This is a genomic window from Allgaiera indica (assembly GCF_900106675.1).
Lineage (GTDB): Bacteria > Pseudomonadota > Alphaproteobacteria > Rhodobacterales > Rhodobacteraceae > Acidimangrovimonas > Acidimangrovimonas indica.
Map to the genome: position 1 here is coordinate 48,279 of NZ_FNOB01000007.1, position 18,747 is coordinate 67,025.

Below are 18,747 nucleotides of genomic sequence, written 5' to 3' on the forward strand. Positions count from 1 at the left end.
TTACTGGCCGACCATCGACTGCCAGTTTTCCTGCAGCACCTTCTGCGCCGCTTTCTGCTGCGCCTGGGTCGGGAACTTCACATCGGTGTAGAACTTCGACGGCGGCATCTTGGCTTCCAGATCGGCCGGGATCTTGCCGCGCTTGGCCAGATCGTTGAACCGCGCCGGGTGCGCATAGCCTTCCAGATAGATCAGCTGGCCTTCGTCGGAATAGACGAATTCCTCCCACAGCTTGGCGGCTTCGGGGTTGGCCGCGAAGGCGCTGATTGCCTGGGCGTAGAAGTTGCCGAACACGCCGTCGGCGGGCACGACCACCTCGATCGGGGCCTTGCCGGCGAACTTGTCGCGGTAGCCCAGGTTCAGGTAGTCCCAGTTGATCGCGATCGGGGTCTGGCCCGATTCCAGCGTCGCCGGGGTCACGCCGACCGGGATGAAGTTGCCCGACTTGGCGAGCTTGGCGAAGAACTCGACGCCCGGCTTGATGTTGTCAAGCGAACCGCCGTTGCCCAGCGCCGCCGCGAAGACGCCGCCGAAGGCCGCGCCGGCGCTCAGCGGGTTGCCGTTCAGCGCGATCATGTTCTTGTATTCGGGCTTCAGCAGGTCGGCCCAGGTCTGCGGGACGTTCTTCACCACCTTGGTGTTCACGCCGAAGGACACGACGCCGAAGTAGTCGCCGTACCAGTAGCCGTCCTTGTCCTTCATCGAATCGGGGATCGTGTCCCAGGTCGAGACCTTGTAGGGCTTGAACAGCTTCTGCGACTGGCCGATCAGCGCGAAGGACGGGCCGACGTCGACCACGTCCACGGCGCGGTCCTGGCCGCGGGTCGACTTGACCGCCTGCAGTTCCTGCGCCGACGAGGCGTTGGGCGAGGCGTTGTTGATGGTGATGCCGTATTTCTCGGTGAAGGCCTTCATCATCTTGCCGTAGTTGGCCCAATCGGGCGGCAGGGCGATGGTGTTCAGCTTGCCTTCCTTCTTCGCGGCGGCGATCAGGTCATCCATGCCCTCCGCCAGCGCGATACCGGGCAGAGCGGACATGACGCCAAGCGCGGCGCTGCCCTTGAGGATGGAACGACGGGTGATTTGCGATGCCATGGATTACTCCCTTTTCGGCGTGATCGCGCCTCCTTGGCACGGGTTGTTAACAGTGAAATGACAGCAGGCACCAATTACCGGATCAGAGCACATTTTCACCCGGAGGGTGAGCGCCGCTCTGACCGACGCTCCGGTACCTGGCCGCGGGGCGCCTGGATCGGCGGCGCGACGCAGGGTCGCGGGGCGGCGCGCAGCCGATCGCAGGCAGCTTCCCCCGGTGGTTCCGCTCTGGCAAGAGAAATATTGGATATGCCGATCCGCCGCCCGGACGGGCGGGGGCGGGGCAGGTTTGGCAAGGGGGCTCGCGGGGCGGGCGCGGCGGCGGTCGGATCCGGGCCGGGCCCGGGGCAAGCCCGGGGTCGGCGCCCCGGCCGGCGGGCGATCGCCGCCGGGGCCATGCGGGGCCTGCCGGTCGGAAATTTCGACTTTTATTGACGCAATTTGGGTGTTGGGTATTGTGACGCGGCCAACCTACCCCTGTGCATGCGCGATCGGACAGTGATGACCCAACAGCTTGAATCCTCCTTCGAACGCATGCTTGCAGCGGACAGCAAGCTGCGGATCTTCAATGACATGGTGCCGGCCGGCATCCTGGTGATCCGGCTTCACGACGGCCGGGTGGTGTTCTCCAACCGCTATTTCAACGAGGCTTTCGGTGTGGATGGCCCGACCTTGCTGGGCGAGCACTGGGAGGACTTCTTCGTCGACCGCGAAGAGCGCCAGCAGATGATGGTGGAATTGTCGGTGCAAGACGAGGTGCGCGATTTCAGCCTGCGCCTGCGCGGCAAGGACGACAGGGTCCTGTGTGGTCTTGCCTCGCTGGCACCGATTCCGGTGGATGACGACGATCTGCTGCTATTCGCCTTCAAAGACGTCACCAAGCTCAAGCGTGTCGAGGCAGAGCTGCGCGAGCTGAACGAGATCAAGAACCGCTTTCTTGGCATGGCGGCGCATGATCTTCGCAACCCGATCGGCGCGATCCACGCGCTGGCCAACATGATCCTCACGCTTGACCTGGAGGACGGCAAGAAGGCGCGGTTTCTGCAGATGATCTCGCGCACCAGCGATCAGATGCTGGCGTTGCTCAACGATCTGCTGGACGTCTCGGCGATCGAGAGCAGCGAATTCAGCCTGAAGAGGCGCACCGCCAGCCTGGGCACGCTTCTGGAAGAGCGCGTCAGCCTGGTGTCGATCAATGCCGAGCAAAAGGCGATCCGGCTGTCATGCGAGGTCGACGACGAGACCGATATCGAGCTTGATCCCGACCGTCTGTCGCAAGCGATCGACAATCTGCTGACCAATGCGGTGAAATATTCCGAACGGGGCAGCAAGGTCGAAGCGTCGGTGCGGCGCATGGGGGCCTCGCTTGATCTTACGGTGCGCGATTTCGGCCAGGGTATCGCGGCGGGCGAGATCGACCGGATCTTCATGCCCTTCGAAAAGCTCAGCTCGACCCCCACCGCGGGCGAAAAGAGCACGGGCCTGGGGCTTGCGATCACCAAGAAGATCATCGAGGCCCATGGCGGGACGGTTCGCGTCGAAAGTGAGTTGGGCGAAGGTTCGACCTTTACCCTGTCGTTTCCGTTGCCGATGACCGAGCCGCCCGTTTCCGTCTAGGTCACGCGGCCGTCTCTGACCGGCGCCGCCCCGAACGGGACATGGCGCCCCTTACATGGAGCCCCGGGCTTTTGACGCCCGCCAGGACGCCCCGGGCGCGGCGGCGTGACGGCGCGGGTTTCATGATTTCTCCTGCGGCAAGTTCATGATCCGCCGCGCCCCGCTGCCCGCGGACGTCGGCGCGGGATGGGTGGGATGCCCTCCAATTCACAGCGCCCGGCCGCCGTTTGTGGGAAATCTGGGTAGGCTGCGTCCGGGCCGGGGCAAAATACAATATTCGGTACGGTCTCAGACAGCGTGGCCGCCCGGCATGCTCCTTACCTTCCGTCTGGCCCATCCAATATCGAGAGCAGGCTCTCGATACCCGTCTGGGCACGCTGAACCTGCGGGCGCCGAAGCTCCGGCAGGGCAGCTATTTCCTGGGCTTCCTCGAGGCCCGCAAGACCTCGGAACAGGCACTCGTGGCACTCGCCATTGTAACGCGGACCAATGGCGTGACATGGCTCGTTCCAGGAGGCCTGGATCGGCGGCGTCTCCACCTGGCGGGGCGACGGCCTGGTGCAGGCCGTGGGGTTGAGCGGCATCTCTAAGAGCACGGTGTCCAAGCTGCGCAAGGACACAGATGTCCGCGACATCGCAGCCGGATGCAGGTGGTGAGGAGGGCGATCTTGTCCCCCTCGCTGACCTCGGTTGTGGTGCCTGCGTAGGCAGTTGCTCTGCGTGTTGCACGCCGTGTGCCTGCAAGAGGCGACCGTGGGCTTCCTCCTCGATCCCCTCGAGGGCAGCAACTTCCGTGTTGGGGTTCCTGTGGGCGTCTCGCAGGTACAGCCGGGTGTGCGCCAGGTAGTCTTCGAGGTGTTGCGTGGGGTTTCCTCGCGCCTCCTCTATGGCGTCCTTGAACTTGGCCACCAACGGGCCGGAACGTGCGATGGGAGCCGCCTTGTCAGAGGTTTTGAGGGCCTGTTTGAGCGCATGTTTGCCGAAGATGTGCTGAACATCCGCCGGGTTCGAGACCTTCACGGACCACTTCTGACCTTGCTTGATGAGGTAGTCGCCCACGCCCTTGCCGCTTCCGTTGTACCTAAGTTTGTACCTGGAACTGGACGGATAAACCCAACAAATCGGTGAAAAAGACATGCGGGGGAGCGTGGCAGCCCGTAGGGGAGTCGAACCCCTCTTTCCAGGTTGAAAACCTGGCGTCCTAACCGATAGACGAACGGGCCGCGTTTGGCGTGGGGCGGTGTTTAGGCGGTTGGAACGTGACTCGCAAGAGGGAAATTGCCCCACCTTCGCGGAATTTCGAACTCAGGCCCGCGCTGCGTCTTCCAGCCGCAACTGCACCTTGCGGCGGCCGCCCCAGCTGTTGATTTCCAGCCGTCCCGCCAGGTGAAGCCGCGCCCCGCCATGGCCCTCGATCAATGGCCCGAGGGGCCCGTCGAAGGCGCCGAAGGCGATCGCGTCAAGCTTGGGGCCAGTGCCGTCAGAGAACGAAAACCGCAGATGGGTCTCGCCCACGCGCTTGGCGAAATGCACCGCCTGCGCCGCGAAGGCGAAGCGCGGGGCGGGCGCGCCGGCACCGAAGGGGCCGGCGGCCTCGATCTCGTCGATCAGTTCGGGCGTGGCGGCGCCCGGCATCAGCAAGGCGTCAAGCCGCAGATCCGCGGCACCGGCCCGGTCGGCGCCCTGCTTCGCCAGAAGTTCCGCCAGCCGTTCCATCGCGGGCTCCAGCCGGTCACGCGCCACCGTCAGACCCGCCGCCATCTTATGGCCGCCGCCCTTCAGCAACAGCCCCTCGGCCGCCACCCGCTGAATCGCCGCGCCCAGGTCGACCCCGGCGATCGAGCGGCCCGAACCCTTGCCCTCTGCGCCGTCCAACCCGATGACCACGGCGGGGCGGTTGGTGGCCTCCTTCAGCCGCGCCGCGACGATGCCGACGACGCCGGGGTGCCAGCCCTCGCCCGCCGCCCAGACCAACGGCCCATCCAGCCCGCGCGCCTCGGCCTGGGCCAGCGCCGCGGCGCGCACCGCGGCCTCGATATCGCGGCGCTCGCCGTTCAACTCGTCCAGGCGCTCGGCCAGGGCGCGGGCCTCGGCAGGGTCCGTGCAGGCCAGCAGACGCGCACCCAGATCGGCGCGGCCGACGCGGCCACCGGCATTCACCCGCGGCCCCAGCACGAACCCCAGGTGATAGGGGGCGGGGGGCTCGGTCAGGCGGGCGACATCGGCCAGCGCCACCAGCCCGGGCCTGCCGCGCCCCGCCATGATCTTCAGCCCCTGGCGCACCAGCGCCCGGTTGACCCCCGTCAGCGGCGCCACGTCCGCCACCGTGGCCAGCGCCACCAGATCGAGCTGCGCCATCAAATCAGGCCCCTGGCGGCCCTCGGCGCGCATCTGACGGTTGGCCTCGACCAGCATCAAGAAGACCACGCCCGCAGCGCAAAGATGCCCCAGATCGCCGCTTTCGTCCTGGCGGTTGGGGTTCACCACCGCCAGCGCCGGGGGCAGGGTCTCGGCGCCCAGATGGTGGTCGAGCACGATCACATCCGCCCCCCGGGCAGCGGCGATCGGTTCGTGCGAAAGCGTGCCGCAATCGACGCAGACGATCAGGTCGTGATCGTGCGCCAGGGCCTGCATCGCGGGAACATTGGGGCCATAGCCCTCGTCGATCCGATCCGGAATGTATAGCGTGGCATCGCGTCCGACCTCGCGCAGCCAGGCCAGCAGCAGCGCGGCCGAGGCGCCGCCGTCGACGTCGTAATCGGCGAAGATCGCGATGCGTTCGCCCGCCCGCACCGCCTTCAGGACGCGCGCGGCCGCCGTGCCCATGTCGCGCAGTCGCAGCGGATCGGGCAGCAATTCGCGCAGCGTCGGGGCCAAAAAACCCGCGGCCTCTTCCGGCGCCACCCCGCGCCGCGCCAGCGTCGCGCAAACCGGCAGCGGCAGCCGCGTCCTCTGGGCGATCGCTTCGGCCAGGCGCTCCTCCTCGACGGAAGGGCCGATCCAGCGGCGCCCGGTGGCCGAGCAATCGATTCCAAGAAAAGCAGTCATGCCGCCTTCCTAGCCGAGGCACCGCGCCATGTCCGCCCCCAATTCGCGACGCCAGGGCCGCGGGCGCCAAAGCCCCGGACCCGCGCTCGCCCCTCTCGGCTGCGCCGCGCATGTCCCTCGGCCAGTCCGGCAAGGGCGACAGCTGGCTTTCATTGTTCCCAAAATACGCCGGGGGTGCAGGGGGCAGCGCCCCCGCCACCGCATCCGCCGCCCGCGCGATCCCCGTGCCTGCGCGCGCCACGGCATCACCACGCCGCGCTGCGGCAAGCGGTTGTCGCCTCACTCAAATATCGCGATTGCGTGAGTCTTCGTGAGGCAATTCGCTGCATCGCCGCGCAAACTTCTTGACGAAGTTGACAGAATTATTGTCTAGAAAATGACAAAAAAATACTTCTGTTTTAGGTAGTTGTTGAAAAATTTTCCATCCGGCGGCATGATGTTTGCGACCTTGCGACCAAGCAGGGCCCGGACCCCGCGCAGAGGAGGCGCGGATTTCGACGCCATCTAACGGGAGGAAATTTGATGTCCAGATTCGACCTGACACGCCGAGGCCTGCTGCGCACCGGCATGATCGCCGGCGCGGGGCTTGCCATGCCGACCGTCTTCACCTCGTCAGCCTACGGCTACACCAACGAGCCCAAGGGCAAGGCCGTCACCTTCGGCTTCAACGTGCCCCAGACCGGCCCCTATGCCGACGAGGGCGCGGATGAGCTGAAGGCCTTCAAGCTGGCCGTGAAGCACCTCAACGGCGAGGGCGATGGCGGCATGATGGGCACGTTCTCGTCCAAGGCGCTGAAGGGCAACGGCGTGCTGGGCAAGAAGGTGGAATTCGTCACCGGCGACACCCAGACCAAATCCGATGCGGCCCGCGCCTCGGCCAAGTCGATGATCGAGAAGGACGGCGTGGTGATGATCTCGGGCGGCTCGTCCTCGGGCGTGGCCGTCGCCGTGCAGTCGCTGTGCCAGGAGGCCGGGATCATCTTCATGGCCGGTCTGACGCATTCGAACGACACCACCGGAAAGGACAAGAAGGCCAACGGCTTTAGGCATTTCTTCGACGCCTACATGTCGGCCGCCGCGCTGGCGCCGGTGCTGGCCAAGCAATACGGCAAGGACCGCAAGTTCTACATGCTGACCGCCGATTACACCTGGGGCTGGACCCAGGCGGCCTCGATGAAGGAATTCATGGAGGGCGAGGGCTGGCAGATGGTGAAGGACGTCAAGACGCCGCTCGCCTCGACCGATTTCTCGTCCTACCTGGCGCCGGTGCTGTCTTCGGGCGCCGATGTGCTGATCCTGAACCATTACGGCGGCAACATGGTCAACTCGCTGACCCAGGCGGTGCAGTTCGGCATGCGCGACAAGCAGGTCAACGGCAAGCAGTTCGAGATCGTCGTGCCGCTGATTTCCGAGTTGATGGCCAAGGGCGCGGGCAAGAACATCGCCGGCATCCTGGGCTCGTCGAACTGGAACTGGAAGCTTGGCGACGAGGGCACCAAGGCTTTCGTGAAAAGCTACGGCACCGAATATGGCGTGCCGCCCAGCCAGGCCGCGCAGACCTGCTATGTGCAAACGCTGCTTTACGCCGATGCGGCCGAACGCGCGGGGTCATTCGATCCTTGTGCGGTGGGGGCGAAGCTGGAAGGCTTCAAGTTCGAAGGCCTCGGCAACGGCCCGACGCTGTACCGCGCCGCCGATCACCAGTGCTTCAAGGACGTGCTGGTGGTGCAGGGCAACGACAAGCCGCAGAACGAATATGACCTGTTGAACGTGGCCGAGATCACCCCGGTCGACAAGGTCATGTACGAGCCCGACAACAAGTTCTTCGCCGGCGGCGAGCTGGGCAAGTGCAACAACGGCGCCTGAGCCGCAGACCGAACCGGATCGGCCGCGCGTGATCCCACGCGCGGCCGCTTCCGCCCTATTCCGACATATTGGCCGGCATTCCGGGACCACCTGACCACCGACCTCTGGGGGAGCGATGGACGCGATCATCCTGCAAACGCTGAACGGGCTGGACAAGGGCAGCGCCTATGCCCTGATCGCCCTTGGGCTGACATTGATCTTCGGCACGCTTGGCGTGGTGAATTTCGCCCATGGCGCGTTGTTCATGATCGGCGCCTTCTGCGCCGTCACCATGCAGCGCATCCTGAACCTGTCCTACACGGTGCTGGACCCGACGAAGAAGGATTTCCTGGGCAATCCGCTGAAGGTGCAGACCCCCTATGTGGAACATTGGTTCGGCCATGATATGGGCGCGGCGATCATCAACTGGTCGGTGCCGCTGTCGATCCTGCTGGCGATCCCGGTGATGCTGATCCTGGGCTTCGTGATGGAGCGCGGGCTGATCAAGCATTTCTACAAGCGCCCACATGCCGACCAGATCCTGGTGACCTTCGGCCTGGCGATCGTGCTGCAGGAGATCGTCAAGCAGGTCTTCGGTGCCAACCCGATCCCGACGCCCGCGCCGGTGCAGTTCGCGGGCTCGATAGATTTCGGCGCGCTGATCGGCTTTGCCGCCAACACCATCGTCTACCCGTATTGGCGGCTGATCTACTTCCTGTTCTCGCTGGTGGTGATCGGCGCGGTGTTCAGCTTCCTGCGCTTCACCACCTTCGGCATGGTGGTGCGTGCCGGCATGGCCGACCGCGAGACCGTGGGCCTGCTGGGCATCAACATCGACCGCCGCTTCACCCTGATGTTCGGCATCGCCGCCGCCGTGGCGGGCATGGCGGGGGCGATGTATGTGCCGATCAACAGCCCCAACTACCACATGGGGATGGATTTCCTGGTGATCAGCTTCGTCGTGGTGGTCGTGGGCGGCATGGGCAGCCTTCCGGGCGCCGTGGCCGCCGGGTTCCTTCTGGGGATACTCGAGGCCTATGCCTCGCTCAACGAAGTCAAGGCGCTGCTGCCGGGCATCGACCAGATCATCATCTACCTGATCGCCATCATCGTGCTGCTGACCAGGCCGCGCGGCCTGATGGGGCGCCGCGGCGTGATGGAGGACTAGGCCATGCTGGGACTGGAAAAGAAGGACCTGATGTTCCTGCTGATCGTGCTGGCCCTGACGCTGGCCGCGCCGATCCTGCTGAACCCCTTCGCCGAGGCCTCGCCGCTGGCGCAGTTCAACGCGGGCTATCCCGACCTGATGCAGCGCATCGCGATCTTCGCGATCTTCGCGGTGGGGTTCAACATCCTGTTCGGGCTGACCGGCTATCTGTCGTTCGGCCACGCGGCCTTTCTGGGCGTGGGCTCTTATGCCGCGATGTGGATGTTCAAGCTGCTGAGCATGAACATCCTGCCCGCGATCGCGCTTTCGGTGGTGATCGCGGGGGCCTTCGCGCTGGTGATCGGCTATATCAGCCTGCGCCGCTCGGGCATCTATTTCTCGATCCTGACGCTGGCCTTCGCGCAGATGTCGTTCAACATGGCCTATTCGGTGCTGACGCCGCTGACCAATGGCGAGACCGGGCTGCAGCTGGCGCTGGACGACCCGCGGGTGCTGGACGCGGCGAACACCTCCGGCTCGTTGCCCGACACCAGCCTTTTCGGCCTGGCGATGAATTCCACCGCCAAGGTCGATTTCCTGGGCCGGGTGTTCCAGTTCAACGTGGGCTATTACGTCTGCGGGCTGATTTCCGTGCTGATGTTCTACATCGCGCTGCGCATCTTCCGCTCGCCCTTCGGGATGATGCTGCGGGCGGTGAAGTCGAACCAGAACAGGATGAGCTATACCGGCCTGAATGCCCGGCCCTATACGCTGGCGGCCTTCGTGATCTCGGGGATGTACGCGGGCCTGGCCGGCGGGCTGATGGCGGCGATGGATCCGCTGGCGGGGGCCGAACGCATGCAGTGGACGGCATCGGGGGAGGTCGTGCTGATGACCATCCTTGGCGGCGCGGGCACCCTGCTGGGGCCGGTGCTGGGCGCGGCATTCATCAAGTATTTCGAGAACATCTTCTCGAAGATCAACGACAACGTGCTGCATGGCTGGTTCTCGTTCCTGCCGCACTGGATCCAGGATCCTCTGGTCTGGCTCGCCGCGCGCTTCACCGGCGAGGGCTGGCACCTGACGCTGGGCGTGCTGTTCATGCTGGTGGTGATCTTCCTGCCGGGAGGTCTGGTCGAGGGCGGCCAGCGCATCGGGCGGCTGTTTCGCCGCGGGCGCGACGCGGGCGGCGACGGTCCCGCGCATCGCCCGAAACCCGCGCCCCATGTGGCCGAATAGGAAGGAACAGGCGGATGGGCATTCTGGAAGTCAAGGGCGTGGGCAAGCGGTTCGGGGGCCTTCAGGCGCTGGGCGACGTGAACCTTTCGGTGGCCGAGAACACCGTGCACGCGATCATCGGGCCGAACGGGGCGGGGAAATCCACGCTGCTGAACGTGCTGGTCGGCAAGCTGATCCCCGACACCGGGTCAGTACTGTTCGACGGCAAGTCGGTGCTGGGGAGAAAACCGCATGAGATCAACCAGATGGGGATTTCCCGCGTGTTCCAGACGCCCGAGATCTTCGGCGACCTGACGGTGATCGAGAACGTGATGATCCCCTGTTTCGCTAAGCGCGATGGCAGCTTCCGGCTGCATGCCTTCGAGCGCGTCGAGGCCGAGGAGGAGATCGTCTATCAGGCCGAGAAGATGCTGGCCGACCTGCGCATGCTGGACAAGCGCGACCTGCACGCGGGCACGCTGTCGCGCGGCGACAAGCGGCGGCTGGAGATGGCGATGTGTCTGGTGCAGGAGCCCAAGCTTTTGCTGCTGGACGAGCCCACCGCGGGCATGGCGCGGGCCGACACCAACAACACCATCGACCTGCTGCGCGAGATCAAGGCGAGCCGGCCGATCACCATGGCGATCATCGAACATGACATGCACGTCGTGTTTTCGCTGGCCGAGCGCATCACCGTTCTGGCCCAGGGCACGCCGCTGGTCGAGGACACGCCAGAAAACATCAAGGGCAACCCGAAGGTCCGCGAGGCCTATCTCGGCGAAGCCGCGCAATAGGGAGGCCAGGATGCCGAACAAGCTTATTTCCGACAGCGCCACCCTGCAGCCCGAGCGGCGCGATTTCTCGGCCCATGCCAACCGCGCCGAGACCGCGCCGGCGTTTCTGTCGGTCTGGGACCTGCACGCCTATTACGGCGAAAGCTACATCGTGCAGGGCGTCGGCTTCAACGTCCACGAGGGCGAGATCCTGGCGCTGCTGGGCCGCAACGGGGCGGGCAAGACCTCGACCCTGCGCGCCATCGCGCGGCTCGACAACCCGCGCCTGACCCATGGCGAGGTCTGGCTGGATCATCAGCCGCTGCATCAGATGACCTCCTACCAGGCTTCGGGTGCGGGCATGGGGCTGGTGCCCGAAGACCGGCGCATCATCCCCGGCCTCACAGTCGAGGAGAACCTGCAACTGGCCCAGATTGCGCCGCCCGTGGGCTGGTCGCTGGAGCGGCTCTATTCGCTGTTTCCGCGCCTGGGCGAGCGTCGGCGGCAAGAGGGGGTGACACTGTCGGGCGGCGAGCAGCAGATGCTGGCGATCGCCCGGGCTTTGGCGCGCGACATCAAGGTGCTGCTTCTGGACGAACCCTACGAGGGCCTTGCCCCGGTGATCGTGGACGAGATCGAGAAGACCCTGAATATCATCAAGGAACAGGGGATCACGACGGTGATCGTGGAACAGAACGCGGTGCGGGCGCTGAAGCTGGCCGATCGCGCGGTGATCCTGGATACCGGGGCCGTGGTCTTCGACGGCACCGCTAAGGAGGTGCTGGAAAACGCCGAATTGCGGGCCGAATACCTGGCGATCTAGCGCGGCGCGGTCTTGTCGCCCCGGGTCGGCGGCGGGGGCGCTGCCCCCGCACCCCCGGCGTATTTCGGGAACAATGAAAGGCAATGGCGTTTCGGCTTTCCTTCGGGGGGAATTTCCCCTTGGGTCGCCACCGAGCGCCGTCGGTACGGGCGGCGATGGCCACGGGGTTTGAAAGCCGGTGCCCAAATTCTGGGCGGATGCGCAAGGTTCGATCCGGGTTCGCGGGTTCAACTTTCGCGACCCCTTTCAATAGCGGCGGTGGGTTGTCTAAGGTATGGAAACGGGGATTGGCAGAAAGCGAACGATAACAAGCATGCCGCCAAGCTGTTTCAACGAGATGTACGAAGACGGGCAGGTGCGCCCGCCCTACGCGCGGCTCGAACACTGGACCCGCGCGATGCCCGCCGAACTGCGGCATCTGAAACAGGCCGAGGCCGAGGCGCTGTTTCGCCGCATCGGCATAACCTTCGCGGTCTACGGCGAGGGCGGAGATCCCGATCGGCTGATCCCGTTCGACATGTTCCCGCGCGTCTTCACCCAGGCCGAATGGTTGCGGCTGGAACGCGGCATCAAGCAGCGGGCGCGGGCGCTGAATGCCTTTCTCGTCGATGTCTACGGCCGCGGAGAGATCGTGCGCGCGGGCCGCATTCCCGCACATCTGGTCTACCGGAACGCGGCCTACGAGAAGGCCGTGGTCGGCTTTGTTCCGCCGCGCGGGGTCTATTCGCATATCGTGGGCGTCGATCTGGTGCGGACCGGCCCCGATCAGTTCTATGTGCTCGAAGACAATTGCCGCACCCCGTCTGGCGTCAGCTACATGCTGGAAAACCGCGAGATCATGATGCGGATGTTCCCGGCGCTTTTTCGCGAGAATCCGATCCTGCCCGTCGACCGCTACCCCGAGCTTCTGCGCCGCACCCTGGCCTCGGTCGCGCCGGCGAAATGCGACCGTGATCCGACCGTCGCGATCCTGACGCCGGGCCATTACAACAGCGCCTATTACGAACATTCGTTCCTGGCCGATATGATGGGGGTGGAACTGGTCGAGGGCCAGGACCTTTTCGTCGAGGGCGAATTCGTCTGGATGCGCACCACCGAAGGGCCCCGGAAGGTGGATGTGATCTACCGCCGGATCGACGATGCCTTTCTCGATCCGCTGTGCTTTCGGCCCGACAGCGCGCTGGGGGTGCCGGGGCTGATGGATGTCTATCGCTCGGGCGGGGTGACGATCGCGTCGGCGCCCGGCGCCGGGGTCGCGGACGACAAGGCGATCTACACCTATGTCCCCGAAATGGTGCGCTTCTATCTGGGCGAGGCGCCGATCCTGGAAAACGTGCCCACCTGGCAATGCGCGCGCGCGGACGAGTTGAAACATGTGCTGGAGAACCTGCACGAACTGGTGGTGAAGGAGGTGCACGGGTCGGGCGGCTACGGCATGTTGGTGGGGCCGTGCAGCACCAAGGCGCAGATCGCCGCCTTCCGTGCCAAGATCGAGGCGAACCCCGGCAATTACATCGCCCAGCCGACGCTGGCGCTGTCGACCTGTCCGACCTTCGTCGAAGAGGGCATCGCGCCCCGCCATGTCGATCTACGGCCCTATTGCCTGATGGGCGAGCGGGTGGAGCTGGTCCCCGGCGGTCTGACCCGGGTGGCGCTGACGGAAGGCAGCCTGGTGGTGAATTCCTCGCAAGGGGGTGGCGTCAAGGACACCTGGGTGCTGGCGGAGTGACGCGATGCTAAGCCGGACCGCCGACAACCTGTACTGGATCGCCCGCTACATCGAGCGGGCCGAGACCATGGCGCGCCTTCTTCAGGTCGGAGAGCGGATATCATTGGTTCCCCATGTGGGCGGTGGCGGCTTTCGCAACGAATGGGACAGCCTCTTGCAGGCCTCGGGCACCGCCGACGGGTTCGCGCGCAAATACGGCGAGGCCGTGCAGCGCAACATCGAAAGCTATGTCTTCTTCGATCACGACAATCCTTCGTCCATTGCCTCCTGCGTGGCCCAGGCCCGCGAGAACGCGCGCATCGTGCGCACCGCGCTGACCGCCCAGGTCTGGGACGCGCTGAACACCGCCTTTCAGGAATTGCGGCAACTGGAGCGCACGGAAAGGTCGGAACTGGACATCCTGGCGCTTGCGGAATGGACGACCAACAAGACGGCGATGATCAAGGGCGCGATCGACACCACGCTGCTGCGCAACGACGGATGGGATTTCCTGCATCTGGGCTACAATCTGGAACGCGCCGACAATACCGCCCGGCTGATGGATGTGAAATATTATGTGCTGCTGCCGCAGCTTGACCTGGTCGGAACCGGCTATGACAACTACCAGTGGATCACCCTGCTGCGCGCGCTGTCGGTGCTGCGCGCGTTCCGCTGGGCCTATGGCGGCGAGGTCACGGCGCGCAAGATCGCCGATTTCCTGATCCTGAACGGGCAATGTCCGCGGTCGCTGATCACCTGCGCGTGCAGCATGGTCACCCATCTCGACCGCCTGGCCGAGGGCTACGCCCGCCCGACCGGGGCGCAGGCCCTGGCCCGGCGAATACATGCGGATCTGGCGGGCATGACGCCGGACACGATCTTCGACGAGGGGCTGCATGAATTCCTGGGCCGCTTCGTGCGCGACGTGGCCGCGCTGGCCCGGCTGGTGCATGAGGATTACCTCAGCGGGGATGTGCGATGATCCTGACCGTCACCCACCGCACGCTGTACCGCTATGATGCGCCGGTGCGCGGCGTGGTGCAAAGCCATCGCCTGACCCCGGCCGCCTTCGAGGGCCAGCGACCGCGCGACTGGCGGGTCACCGTCACGGGCGGGGTGACCGGCGGCGGGTTTCGCGACGGCGCCGGGGATTGGGTGCAAGGTTACACGGTGCAGGGCCCGGTGTCCGAGATCGAGGTGCTGGTCGAGGGCGTGATCGAGACCGCCGACACCGCCGGCGTGCTGCGCGGCCACCGCGAGGCCGTGGCGCCCCCGGTCTATCTGCGAAAGACCGCGGCTACCCGCGCCGACAATGCCCTGCGCGCGCTTGCGGAGAAGGCGCAGACGGGCACGCAGGATCCGCTCGATCAGGCGCATCGGCTGATGGCCGCGGTGGCCGATGCGATCGACTATCGCCCCGGACAGACCGATGCCGGCACCTCGGCCGCCGAGGCGCTGGCGCGTGGCGCCGGGGTCTGTCAGGACCATGCCCATGCGATGATCGCCTGCGCCCGCAGCCTGGGCCTGCCGGCGCGCTATGTGTCGGGCTATCTGATGGCCGGAGAGGACGAGGGGCCGCACGAGGCCGCCCATGCCTGGGCCGAGATCTGGATCGAGGGGCTTTCCGCCTGGGTCGGCTTCGACGCCGCCAACCGCTGCTGCCCGAACGCGCAATATATCCGCCTTGGGTCCGGCTTCGACGCCCGCGACGCCGCGCCGATCCGCGGCACCGCGCGCGGCACGGGCGAGGAGCGCCTCGATGTCACGGTTGCGATCGCGGCGGTGCAGCAATAGGGTCGTTCGACTCGGCCCCGCCGGTCGCCCGTTTCAACCCCCTGCGCCCCCTTTGGCGCCTATGCGTGAAAACCCATGACCTATTGCGTCGGCCTGCTTCTGAACGAGGGCATCGTCCTGCTCTCTGACACCCGCACCAATGCGGGGCTCGACAACATCTCGGTCTATCGCAAGACCTTTGTCTTCGAGGACCCGGGCGAGCGGGTGATCGCCATCCTGACCGCGGGCAGCCTGTCCGTCACCCAGACGGCGATCGCGCTGTTGCAAGACGCCATCGAGGATCCCGACGCCGAGCCGCAACATTCGATCCTGGCGGCGCCGTCGATGCTGAAGGTGGCCGAGATCGTCGGCAATACCCTGGCCTCGGTGCGTCAGGACATCGAGGCCAAGATGAGTGCCGAGAAGGTCTCGACCCAGGCGTCGATGATCCTGGCGGGCCAGCGCCGGGGCGGCCCGATGCGGATGTTCCTGATCTATCCCGAGGGCAATTTCATCGAGGCGACGGCGGATACGCCCTATCTGCAAATCGGCGAGCACAAATACGGAAAGCCGATCCTCGACCGGGTGGTGACGACGCAGACATCGCTGCTGGACGCGCAGAAGGCGGTGCTTTTGTCGATGGATTCGACCCTGCGTTCGAACCTTTCGGTGGGGATGCCGCTGGATCTGACGGTGATCGCCAAGGACGACTGCCGGGTAACCGCGCAGCGCAGGTTCGAGCCGGGGGACGAGAGTTTCCGCGCCATGAGCGAGGCCTGGAGCCAGGCCTTGCGCGATGGCTTCGCGCGGATCGAGATCTGATGACGGCGCGGCGCGGGGTCGAGGCATGGGCGCCGGGGGGCACATGCGCCCGGGTTCGTGCGGTGCGTGTCGGCCAAGATGAAGCGGCGGCCGGGGCCCTGATCGGGGCCCTGATTGGCGCGCGGGAACGGGGGCCCGCATGACGCGCGTGCTGTTGACGGAGCCGATCCATCCCGATGCCGAGGCGCTGCTGCGCGACGCGGGCTGCGAGATCCTGCGCGAAGGGCCGCCGGGCGAGGCCGACGCGCTGATCGCGCGGATCAAGCGGTTGCCGGCGGAACAGATGTGCGCGGGGCGGCTGCGGCATGTGGCCAAGCATGGCGTGGGGGTGGATAACATCGACCTGGCGGCCGCGCGCGCCGCCGGCATCCTGGTGACCAACACGCCGGGCGCCAATGCGGCCTCGGTGGCCGAACATGCGCTGGCGCTGATCTTCGCGCTGGCCAAGGCCCTGCCGGCGATGGAGCGCGCGGCGCGGGCCGGTCAGACCGGTCTTGGCCGGGCGCGGGTCGTCGATCTGGCGGGGCGGCGGCTGCTGGTGGTGGGGTTCGGCGCCTCGGGGCGGCGGCTGGCGGCGCTGGCGGCGGCGGTGGGGATGCGGGTGACGGTGCTTTCGCGGTCACTGAGCGGCGCGGTGTCGCCCGAGGGCTACGCCGTGGCACGCGATCTGCGCGCGGCCTTGGCCGCGGCGGATGTTCTAAGCCTGCATTGCCCGCTGACCGAGGCCACGCGCGGGATGATCGGGGCAAGGGAACTGGCGGCGCTGCCGCCGGGCGCCTTCGTGATCAATACCGCGCGGGGTGGATTGATCGACGAGGACGCGCTGGCGCGGGCGGGGCATCTGGGCGGCGTCGCGCTGGACGTGACCGAGACCGAGCCGCTGCCGCGCGACAGCCCGCTGCTGGACCTGCCCAATTGCATCCTGACGCCGCATTCGGCGGCGCTGAGCGATGGTGCGTTCCGGCAGATGGGGCTGATGGCGGCGCAGAACGTCCTGGATGCGCTGGCCGGACGGGTCGATCCGGCGCATGTGGTGGTGCGGGGCGGCTAGGGCCGCGGATGGGCCACGGGAGGGGGGCTTTCCGCCCTCTATGGGGCTGCGGCCTATTCCCCCCCCGAGGATACTCGCGCCGCAAAGAAAGATCAGGTGTCCAGGATCGCGGGAAGGTTCAGCCCGTGTTCGCGGGCGCAGTCGCGGGCGATTTCGTACCCCGCGTCGGCGTGGCGCATGACGCCGGTGGCCGGGTCGTTCCAAAGCACGCGTTCAAGCCGGCGGTCGGCATCCTCGGTGCCGTCGCAGACCACGACCATGCCGGAATGCTGCGAGAAACCCATGCCGACGCCGCCGCCGTGGTGCAAGCTGACCCAGGTGGCACCGGAGGCGGTGTTGAGAAGCGCGTTCAGAAGCGGCCAATCAGAGACCGCGTCGGAGCCGTCGCGCATCGCCTCGGTCTCGCGGTTGGGCGAGGCGACGGAGCCGCTGTCGAGGTGGTCGCGGCCGATCACCACGGGGGCCTTCAATTCGCCCGAGCGCACCATTTCGTTGAACATCAGCCCGGCGCGGTGGCGCTCTCCCAGGCCGATCCAGCAGATCCGCGCGGGCAGGCCCTGGAACGCGATGCGTTCGCGCGCCATGTCGAGCCAGCGGTGAAGATGGGCGTTTTCGGGAAACAGGCGCTTCATCGCCGCGTCGGTGGCGTAGATGTCTTCCGGGTCCCCGGACAGCGCGACCCAGCGGAACGGGCCGACGCCGCGGCAGAACAGCGGGCGGATATAGGCGGGCACGAAGCCGGGAAAGGCGAAGGCGTTCTCCAGGCCTTCCTCCTTGGCCATCTGGCGGATGTTGTTGCCGTAATCGAGCGTGGGGACACCGGCGTTCCAGAAATCGACCATTGCGGCGACATGGTCGCGCATCGCGGCGCGGGCGGCCGTTTCGACCTGCTTGGGGGCGGTTTCCTGCTTGGCGCGCCATTCGGCGACGGTCCAGCCCCTGGGCAGATAGCCGTGCAGCGGATCGTGGGCCGAGGTCTGATCGGTTACGATATCGGGGCGCCCGTTGGGCAGCGGGGCGCCGGCCTTCATGCGCGCGGCGAGTTCGGGGAAGATGTCCGCCGCATTGCCGATCAGCGCGACGGATTTGGCCGCCCCAGCCTTGGTCCAGCGTTCGATCAGGGCGAGGGCCTCGTCAAGATCGTGGGTCTTGACGTCGCAATAGCGGGTGCGGATGCGGAAATCGGCGCGCGCCTCGTCGCATTCGACCGCAAGGCAGCAGGCGCCCGCCATCACCGCCGCCAGCGGCTGCGCGCCGCCCATGCCGCCAAGGCCGGCGGTCAGGATCCAACGCCCGGTCAGGTCGCCGCCGTAGTGCTGGCGCCCGGCCTCGGCGAAGGTCTCAAACGTGCCCTGCACGATGCCTTGCGTGCCGATGTAGATCCAGGACCCGGCGGTCATCTGGCCGTACATGGCCAGGCCCTTGCGGTCGAGTTCATTGAAATGATCCCACGTGGCCCAGTGCGGCACCAGGTTGGAATTGGCGATCAGCACGCGTGGCGCATCCGCATGGGTGCGGAAGATGCCTACCGGCTTGCCGGACTGGACAAGGAGGGTTTCGTCCGCTTCAAGCGATTTGAGCGCGGCCACGATGCGGTCGAAATCCTCCCAGGTGCGGGCGGCGCGGCCGATGCCGCCATAGACCACCAACTCGTGCGGGTTCTCGGCCACGTCAGGGTGGAGGTTGTTCATCAGCATCCGCATTGGCGCCTCGGTCAGCCAGCTTTTCGCGGTGATCTCGGGGCCGGTCGGGGGGAAGACGTCGCGCAGGTTGTGGCGGGGATTGGTCATCGGCGTGCCTTTCTGAAGCGGCGGGGGCGGAACCGGG

At 66.2% G+C, this 18,747-nt stretch carries 14 protein-coding genes, 1 tRNA gene and 3 pseudogenes; 13 read left to right on the plus strand and 5 right to left on the minus strand.

What is annotated here, in order from left to right; genetic code table 11:
* Positions 1–1,095 carry a substrate-binding domain-containing protein gene (locus tag BLV97_RS07905; protein ID WP_035844501.1) on the minus strand — a complete coding sequence of 365 codons (1,095 nt, stop codon included), beginning with the start codon at positions 1,093–1,095 and terminating at the stop codon, positions 1–3.
* 501 nt (positions 1,096–1,596) lie between these two features.
* Between BLV97_RS07905 and BLV97_RS07910 the strand changes: the two genes are divergently transcribed.
* Together BLV97_RS07910 and BLV97_RS07915 are read left to right on the plus strand one after the other, a co-directional pair.
* Positions 1,597–2,712 (plus strand): PAS domain-containing sensor histidine kinase, encoded by a 1,116-nt coding sequence (locus tag BLV97_RS07910; protein ID WP_051646178.1) that lies wholly within the window; start codon positions 1,597–1,599, stop codon positions 2,710–2,712.
* 341 nt (positions 2,713–3,053) lie between these two features.
* A pseudogene (locus BLV97_RS07915) lies at positions 3,054–3,342 on the plus strand (transposase); the annotation flags it as partial.
* 255 nt (positions 3,343–3,597) lie between these two features.
* On the opposite strand, the pseudogene BLV97_RS21945 reads toward BLV97_RS07915, so the two are convergent.
* The 3 genes and pseudogenes from BLV97_RS21945 to recJ form a co-directional block, all read right to left on the minus strand.
* Positions 3,598–3,849: pseudogene (locus BLV97_RS21945) on the minus strand (DUF6538 domain-containing protein); the annotation flags it as partial.
* An 11-nt stretch (positions 3,850–3,860) separates the two neighbouring features.
* Positions 3,861–3,935 (minus strand) — tRNA-Glu (locus BLV97_RS07925).
* A gap of 82 nt (positions 3,936–4,017) precedes the next feature.
* On the minus strand, positions 4,018–5,760 hold the full coding sequence (gene recJ / locus BLV97_RS07930; protein WP_092164010.1) for a single-stranded-DNA-specific exonuclease RecJ: 1,743 nt from the start codon (positions 5,758–5,760) through the stop codon (positions 4,018–4,020).
* 522 nt (positions 5,761–6,282) lie between these two features.
* Here recJ and BLV97_RS07935 point away from each other — a divergent pair.
* The 11 genes and pseudogenes from BLV97_RS07935 to BLV97_RS07980 all read left to right on the plus strand — a co-directional run bounded on the left by BLV97_RS07935 (position 6,283) and on the right by BLV97_RS07980 (position 16,920).
* Positions 6,283–7,626: a substrate-binding protein gene (locus tag BLV97_RS07935; protein WP_035844481.1), complete on the plus strand. Its 1,344-nt coding sequence runs from the start codon at positions 6,283–6,285 to the stop codon at positions 7,624–7,626.
* 115 nt (positions 7,627–7,741) lie between these two features.
* A complete protein-coding gene (locus tag BLV97_RS07940) occupies positions 7,742–8,773 on the plus strand; it encodes a branched-chain amino acid ABC transporter permease (RefSeq protein WP_035844479.1) in 1,032 nt (343 codons plus the stop codon).
* 3 nt (positions 8,774–8,776) lie between these two features.
* Complete coding sequence (locus BLV97_RS07945; RefSeq protein ID WP_035844476.1) at positions 8,777–9,991, plus strand: branched-chain amino acid ABC transporter permease; 1,215 nt, start codon at positions 8,777–8,779, stop codon at positions 9,989–9,991.
* Positions 9,992–10,005: 14 nt separating this feature from the next.
* Positions 10,006–10,524: pseudogene (locus BLV97_RS07950) on the plus strand (ABC transporter ATP-binding protein); the annotation flags it as partial.
* 105 nt (positions 10,525–10,629) lie between these two features.
* The gene (locus tag BLV97_RS21950) at positions 10,630–10,764 is read left to right on the plus strand and encodes an ABC transporter ATP-binding protein C-terminal domain-containing protein (RefSeq protein WP_425285086.1); all 135 of its coding nucleotides are present in this window, start codon (positions 10,630–10,632) and stop codon (positions 10,762–10,764) included.
* A gap of 10 nt (positions 10,765–10,774) precedes the next feature.
* Entirely contained in the window at positions 10,775–11,566 is a 792-nt protein-coding gene (locus tag BLV97_RS07955; protein WP_051646177.1) for an ABC transporter ATP-binding protein, read from the plus strand.
* 313 nt (positions 11,567–11,879) lie between these two features.
* Positions 11,880–13,295: a circularly permuted type 2 ATP-grasp protein gene (locus BLV97_RS07960; protein ID WP_092164011.1), complete on the plus strand. Its 1,416-nt coding sequence runs from the start codon at positions 11,880–11,882 to the stop codon at positions 13,293–13,295.
* A 4-nt stretch (positions 13,296–13,299) separates the two neighbouring features.
* Positions 13,300–14,256: an alpha-E domain-containing protein gene (locus BLV97_RS07965; RefSeq protein WP_035844472.1), complete on the plus strand. Its 957-nt coding sequence runs from the start codon at positions 13,300–13,302 to the stop codon at positions 14,254–14,256.
* A complete protein-coding gene (locus BLV97_RS07970; RefSeq protein ID WP_035844469.1) occupies positions 14,253–15,068 on the plus strand; it encodes a transglutaminase family protein in 816 nt (271 codons plus the stop codon). The genes BLV97_RS07965 and BLV97_RS07970 overlap by 4 nt, the downstream gene beginning before the upstream one ends.
* A gap of 75 nt (positions 15,069–15,143) precedes the next feature.
* Positions 15,144–15,869 carry an Ntn hydrolase family protein gene (locus BLV97_RS07975; RefSeq protein WP_035844467.1) on the plus strand — a complete coding sequence of 242 codons (726 nt, stop codon included), beginning with the start codon at positions 15,144–15,146 and terminating at the stop codon, positions 15,867–15,869.
* A 139-nt stretch (positions 15,870–16,008) separates the two neighbouring features.
* Complete coding sequence (locus BLV97_RS07980; RefSeq protein ID WP_035844464.1) at positions 16,009–16,920, plus strand: NAD(P)-dependent oxidoreductase; 912 nt, start codon at positions 16,009–16,011, stop codon at positions 16,918–16,920.
* Between the two features lie 92 nt (positions 16,921–17,012).
* Here BLV97_RS07980 and hutU read toward each other — a convergent pair whose 3' ends face one another.
* Positions 17,013–18,710 carry a urocanate hydratase gene (gene hutU / locus BLV97_RS07985; protein WP_035844462.1) on the minus strand — a complete coding sequence of 566 codons (1,698 nt, stop codon included), beginning with the start codon at positions 18,708–18,710 and terminating at the stop codon, positions 17,013–17,015.
* Positions 18,711–18,747 lie beyond the last annotated feature (37 nt).

Coding starts and splice junctions, on each gene's coding strand:
- BLV97_RS07905 (WP_035844501.1), bottom strand. CDS start 1,095: ATGGCATCGCAAATCACCCGTCGTTCCATCCTCAAGGGCAGCGCCGCG.
- BLV97_RS07910 (WP_051646178.1), top strand. CDS start 1,597: ATGACCCAACAGCTTGAATCCTCCTTCGAACGCATGCTTGCAGCGGAC.
- recJ (WP_092164010.1), bottom strand. CDS start 5,760: ATGACTGCTTTTCTTGGAATCGATTGCTCGGCCACCGGGCGCCGCTGG.
- BLV97_RS07935 (WP_035844481.1), top strand. CDS start 6,283: ATGTCCAGATTCGACCTGACACGCCGAGGCCTGCTGCGCACCGGCATG.
- BLV97_RS07940 (WP_035844479.1), top strand. CDS start 7,742: ATGGACGCGATCATCCTGCAAACGCTGAACGGGCTGGACAAGGGCAGC.
- BLV97_RS07945 (WP_035844476.1), top strand. CDS start 8,777: ATGCTGGGACTGGAAAAGAAGGACCTGATGTTCCTGCTGATCGTGCTG.
- BLV97_RS21950 (WP_425285086.1), top strand. CDS start 10,630: ATGCACGTCGTGTTTTCGCTGGCCGAGCGCATCACCGTTCTGGCCCAG.
- BLV97_RS07955 (WP_051646177.1), top strand. CDS start 10,775: ATGCCGAACAAGCTTATTTCCGACAGCGCCACCCTGCAGCCCGAGCGG.
- BLV97_RS07960 (WP_092164011.1), top strand. CDS start 11,880: ATGCCGCCAAGCTGTTTCAACGAGATGTACGAAGACGGGCAGGTGCGC.
- BLV97_RS07965 (WP_035844472.1), top strand. CDS start 13,300: ATGCTAAGCCGGACCGCCGACAACCTGTACTGGATCGCCCGCTACATC.
- BLV97_RS07970 (WP_035844469.1), top strand. CDS start 14,253: ATGATCCTGACCGTCACCCACCGCACGCTGTACCGCTATGATGCGCCG.
- BLV97_RS07975 (WP_035844467.1), top strand. CDS start 15,144: ATGACCTATTGCGTCGGCCTGCTTCTGAACGAGGGCATCGTCCTGCTC.
- BLV97_RS07980 (WP_035844464.1), top strand. CDS start 16,009: ATGACGCGCGTGCTGTTGACGGAGCCGATCCATCCCGATGCCGAGGCG.
- hutU (WP_035844462.1), bottom strand. CDS start 18,710: ATGACCAATCCCCGCCACAACCTGCGCGACGTCTTCCCCCCGACCGGC.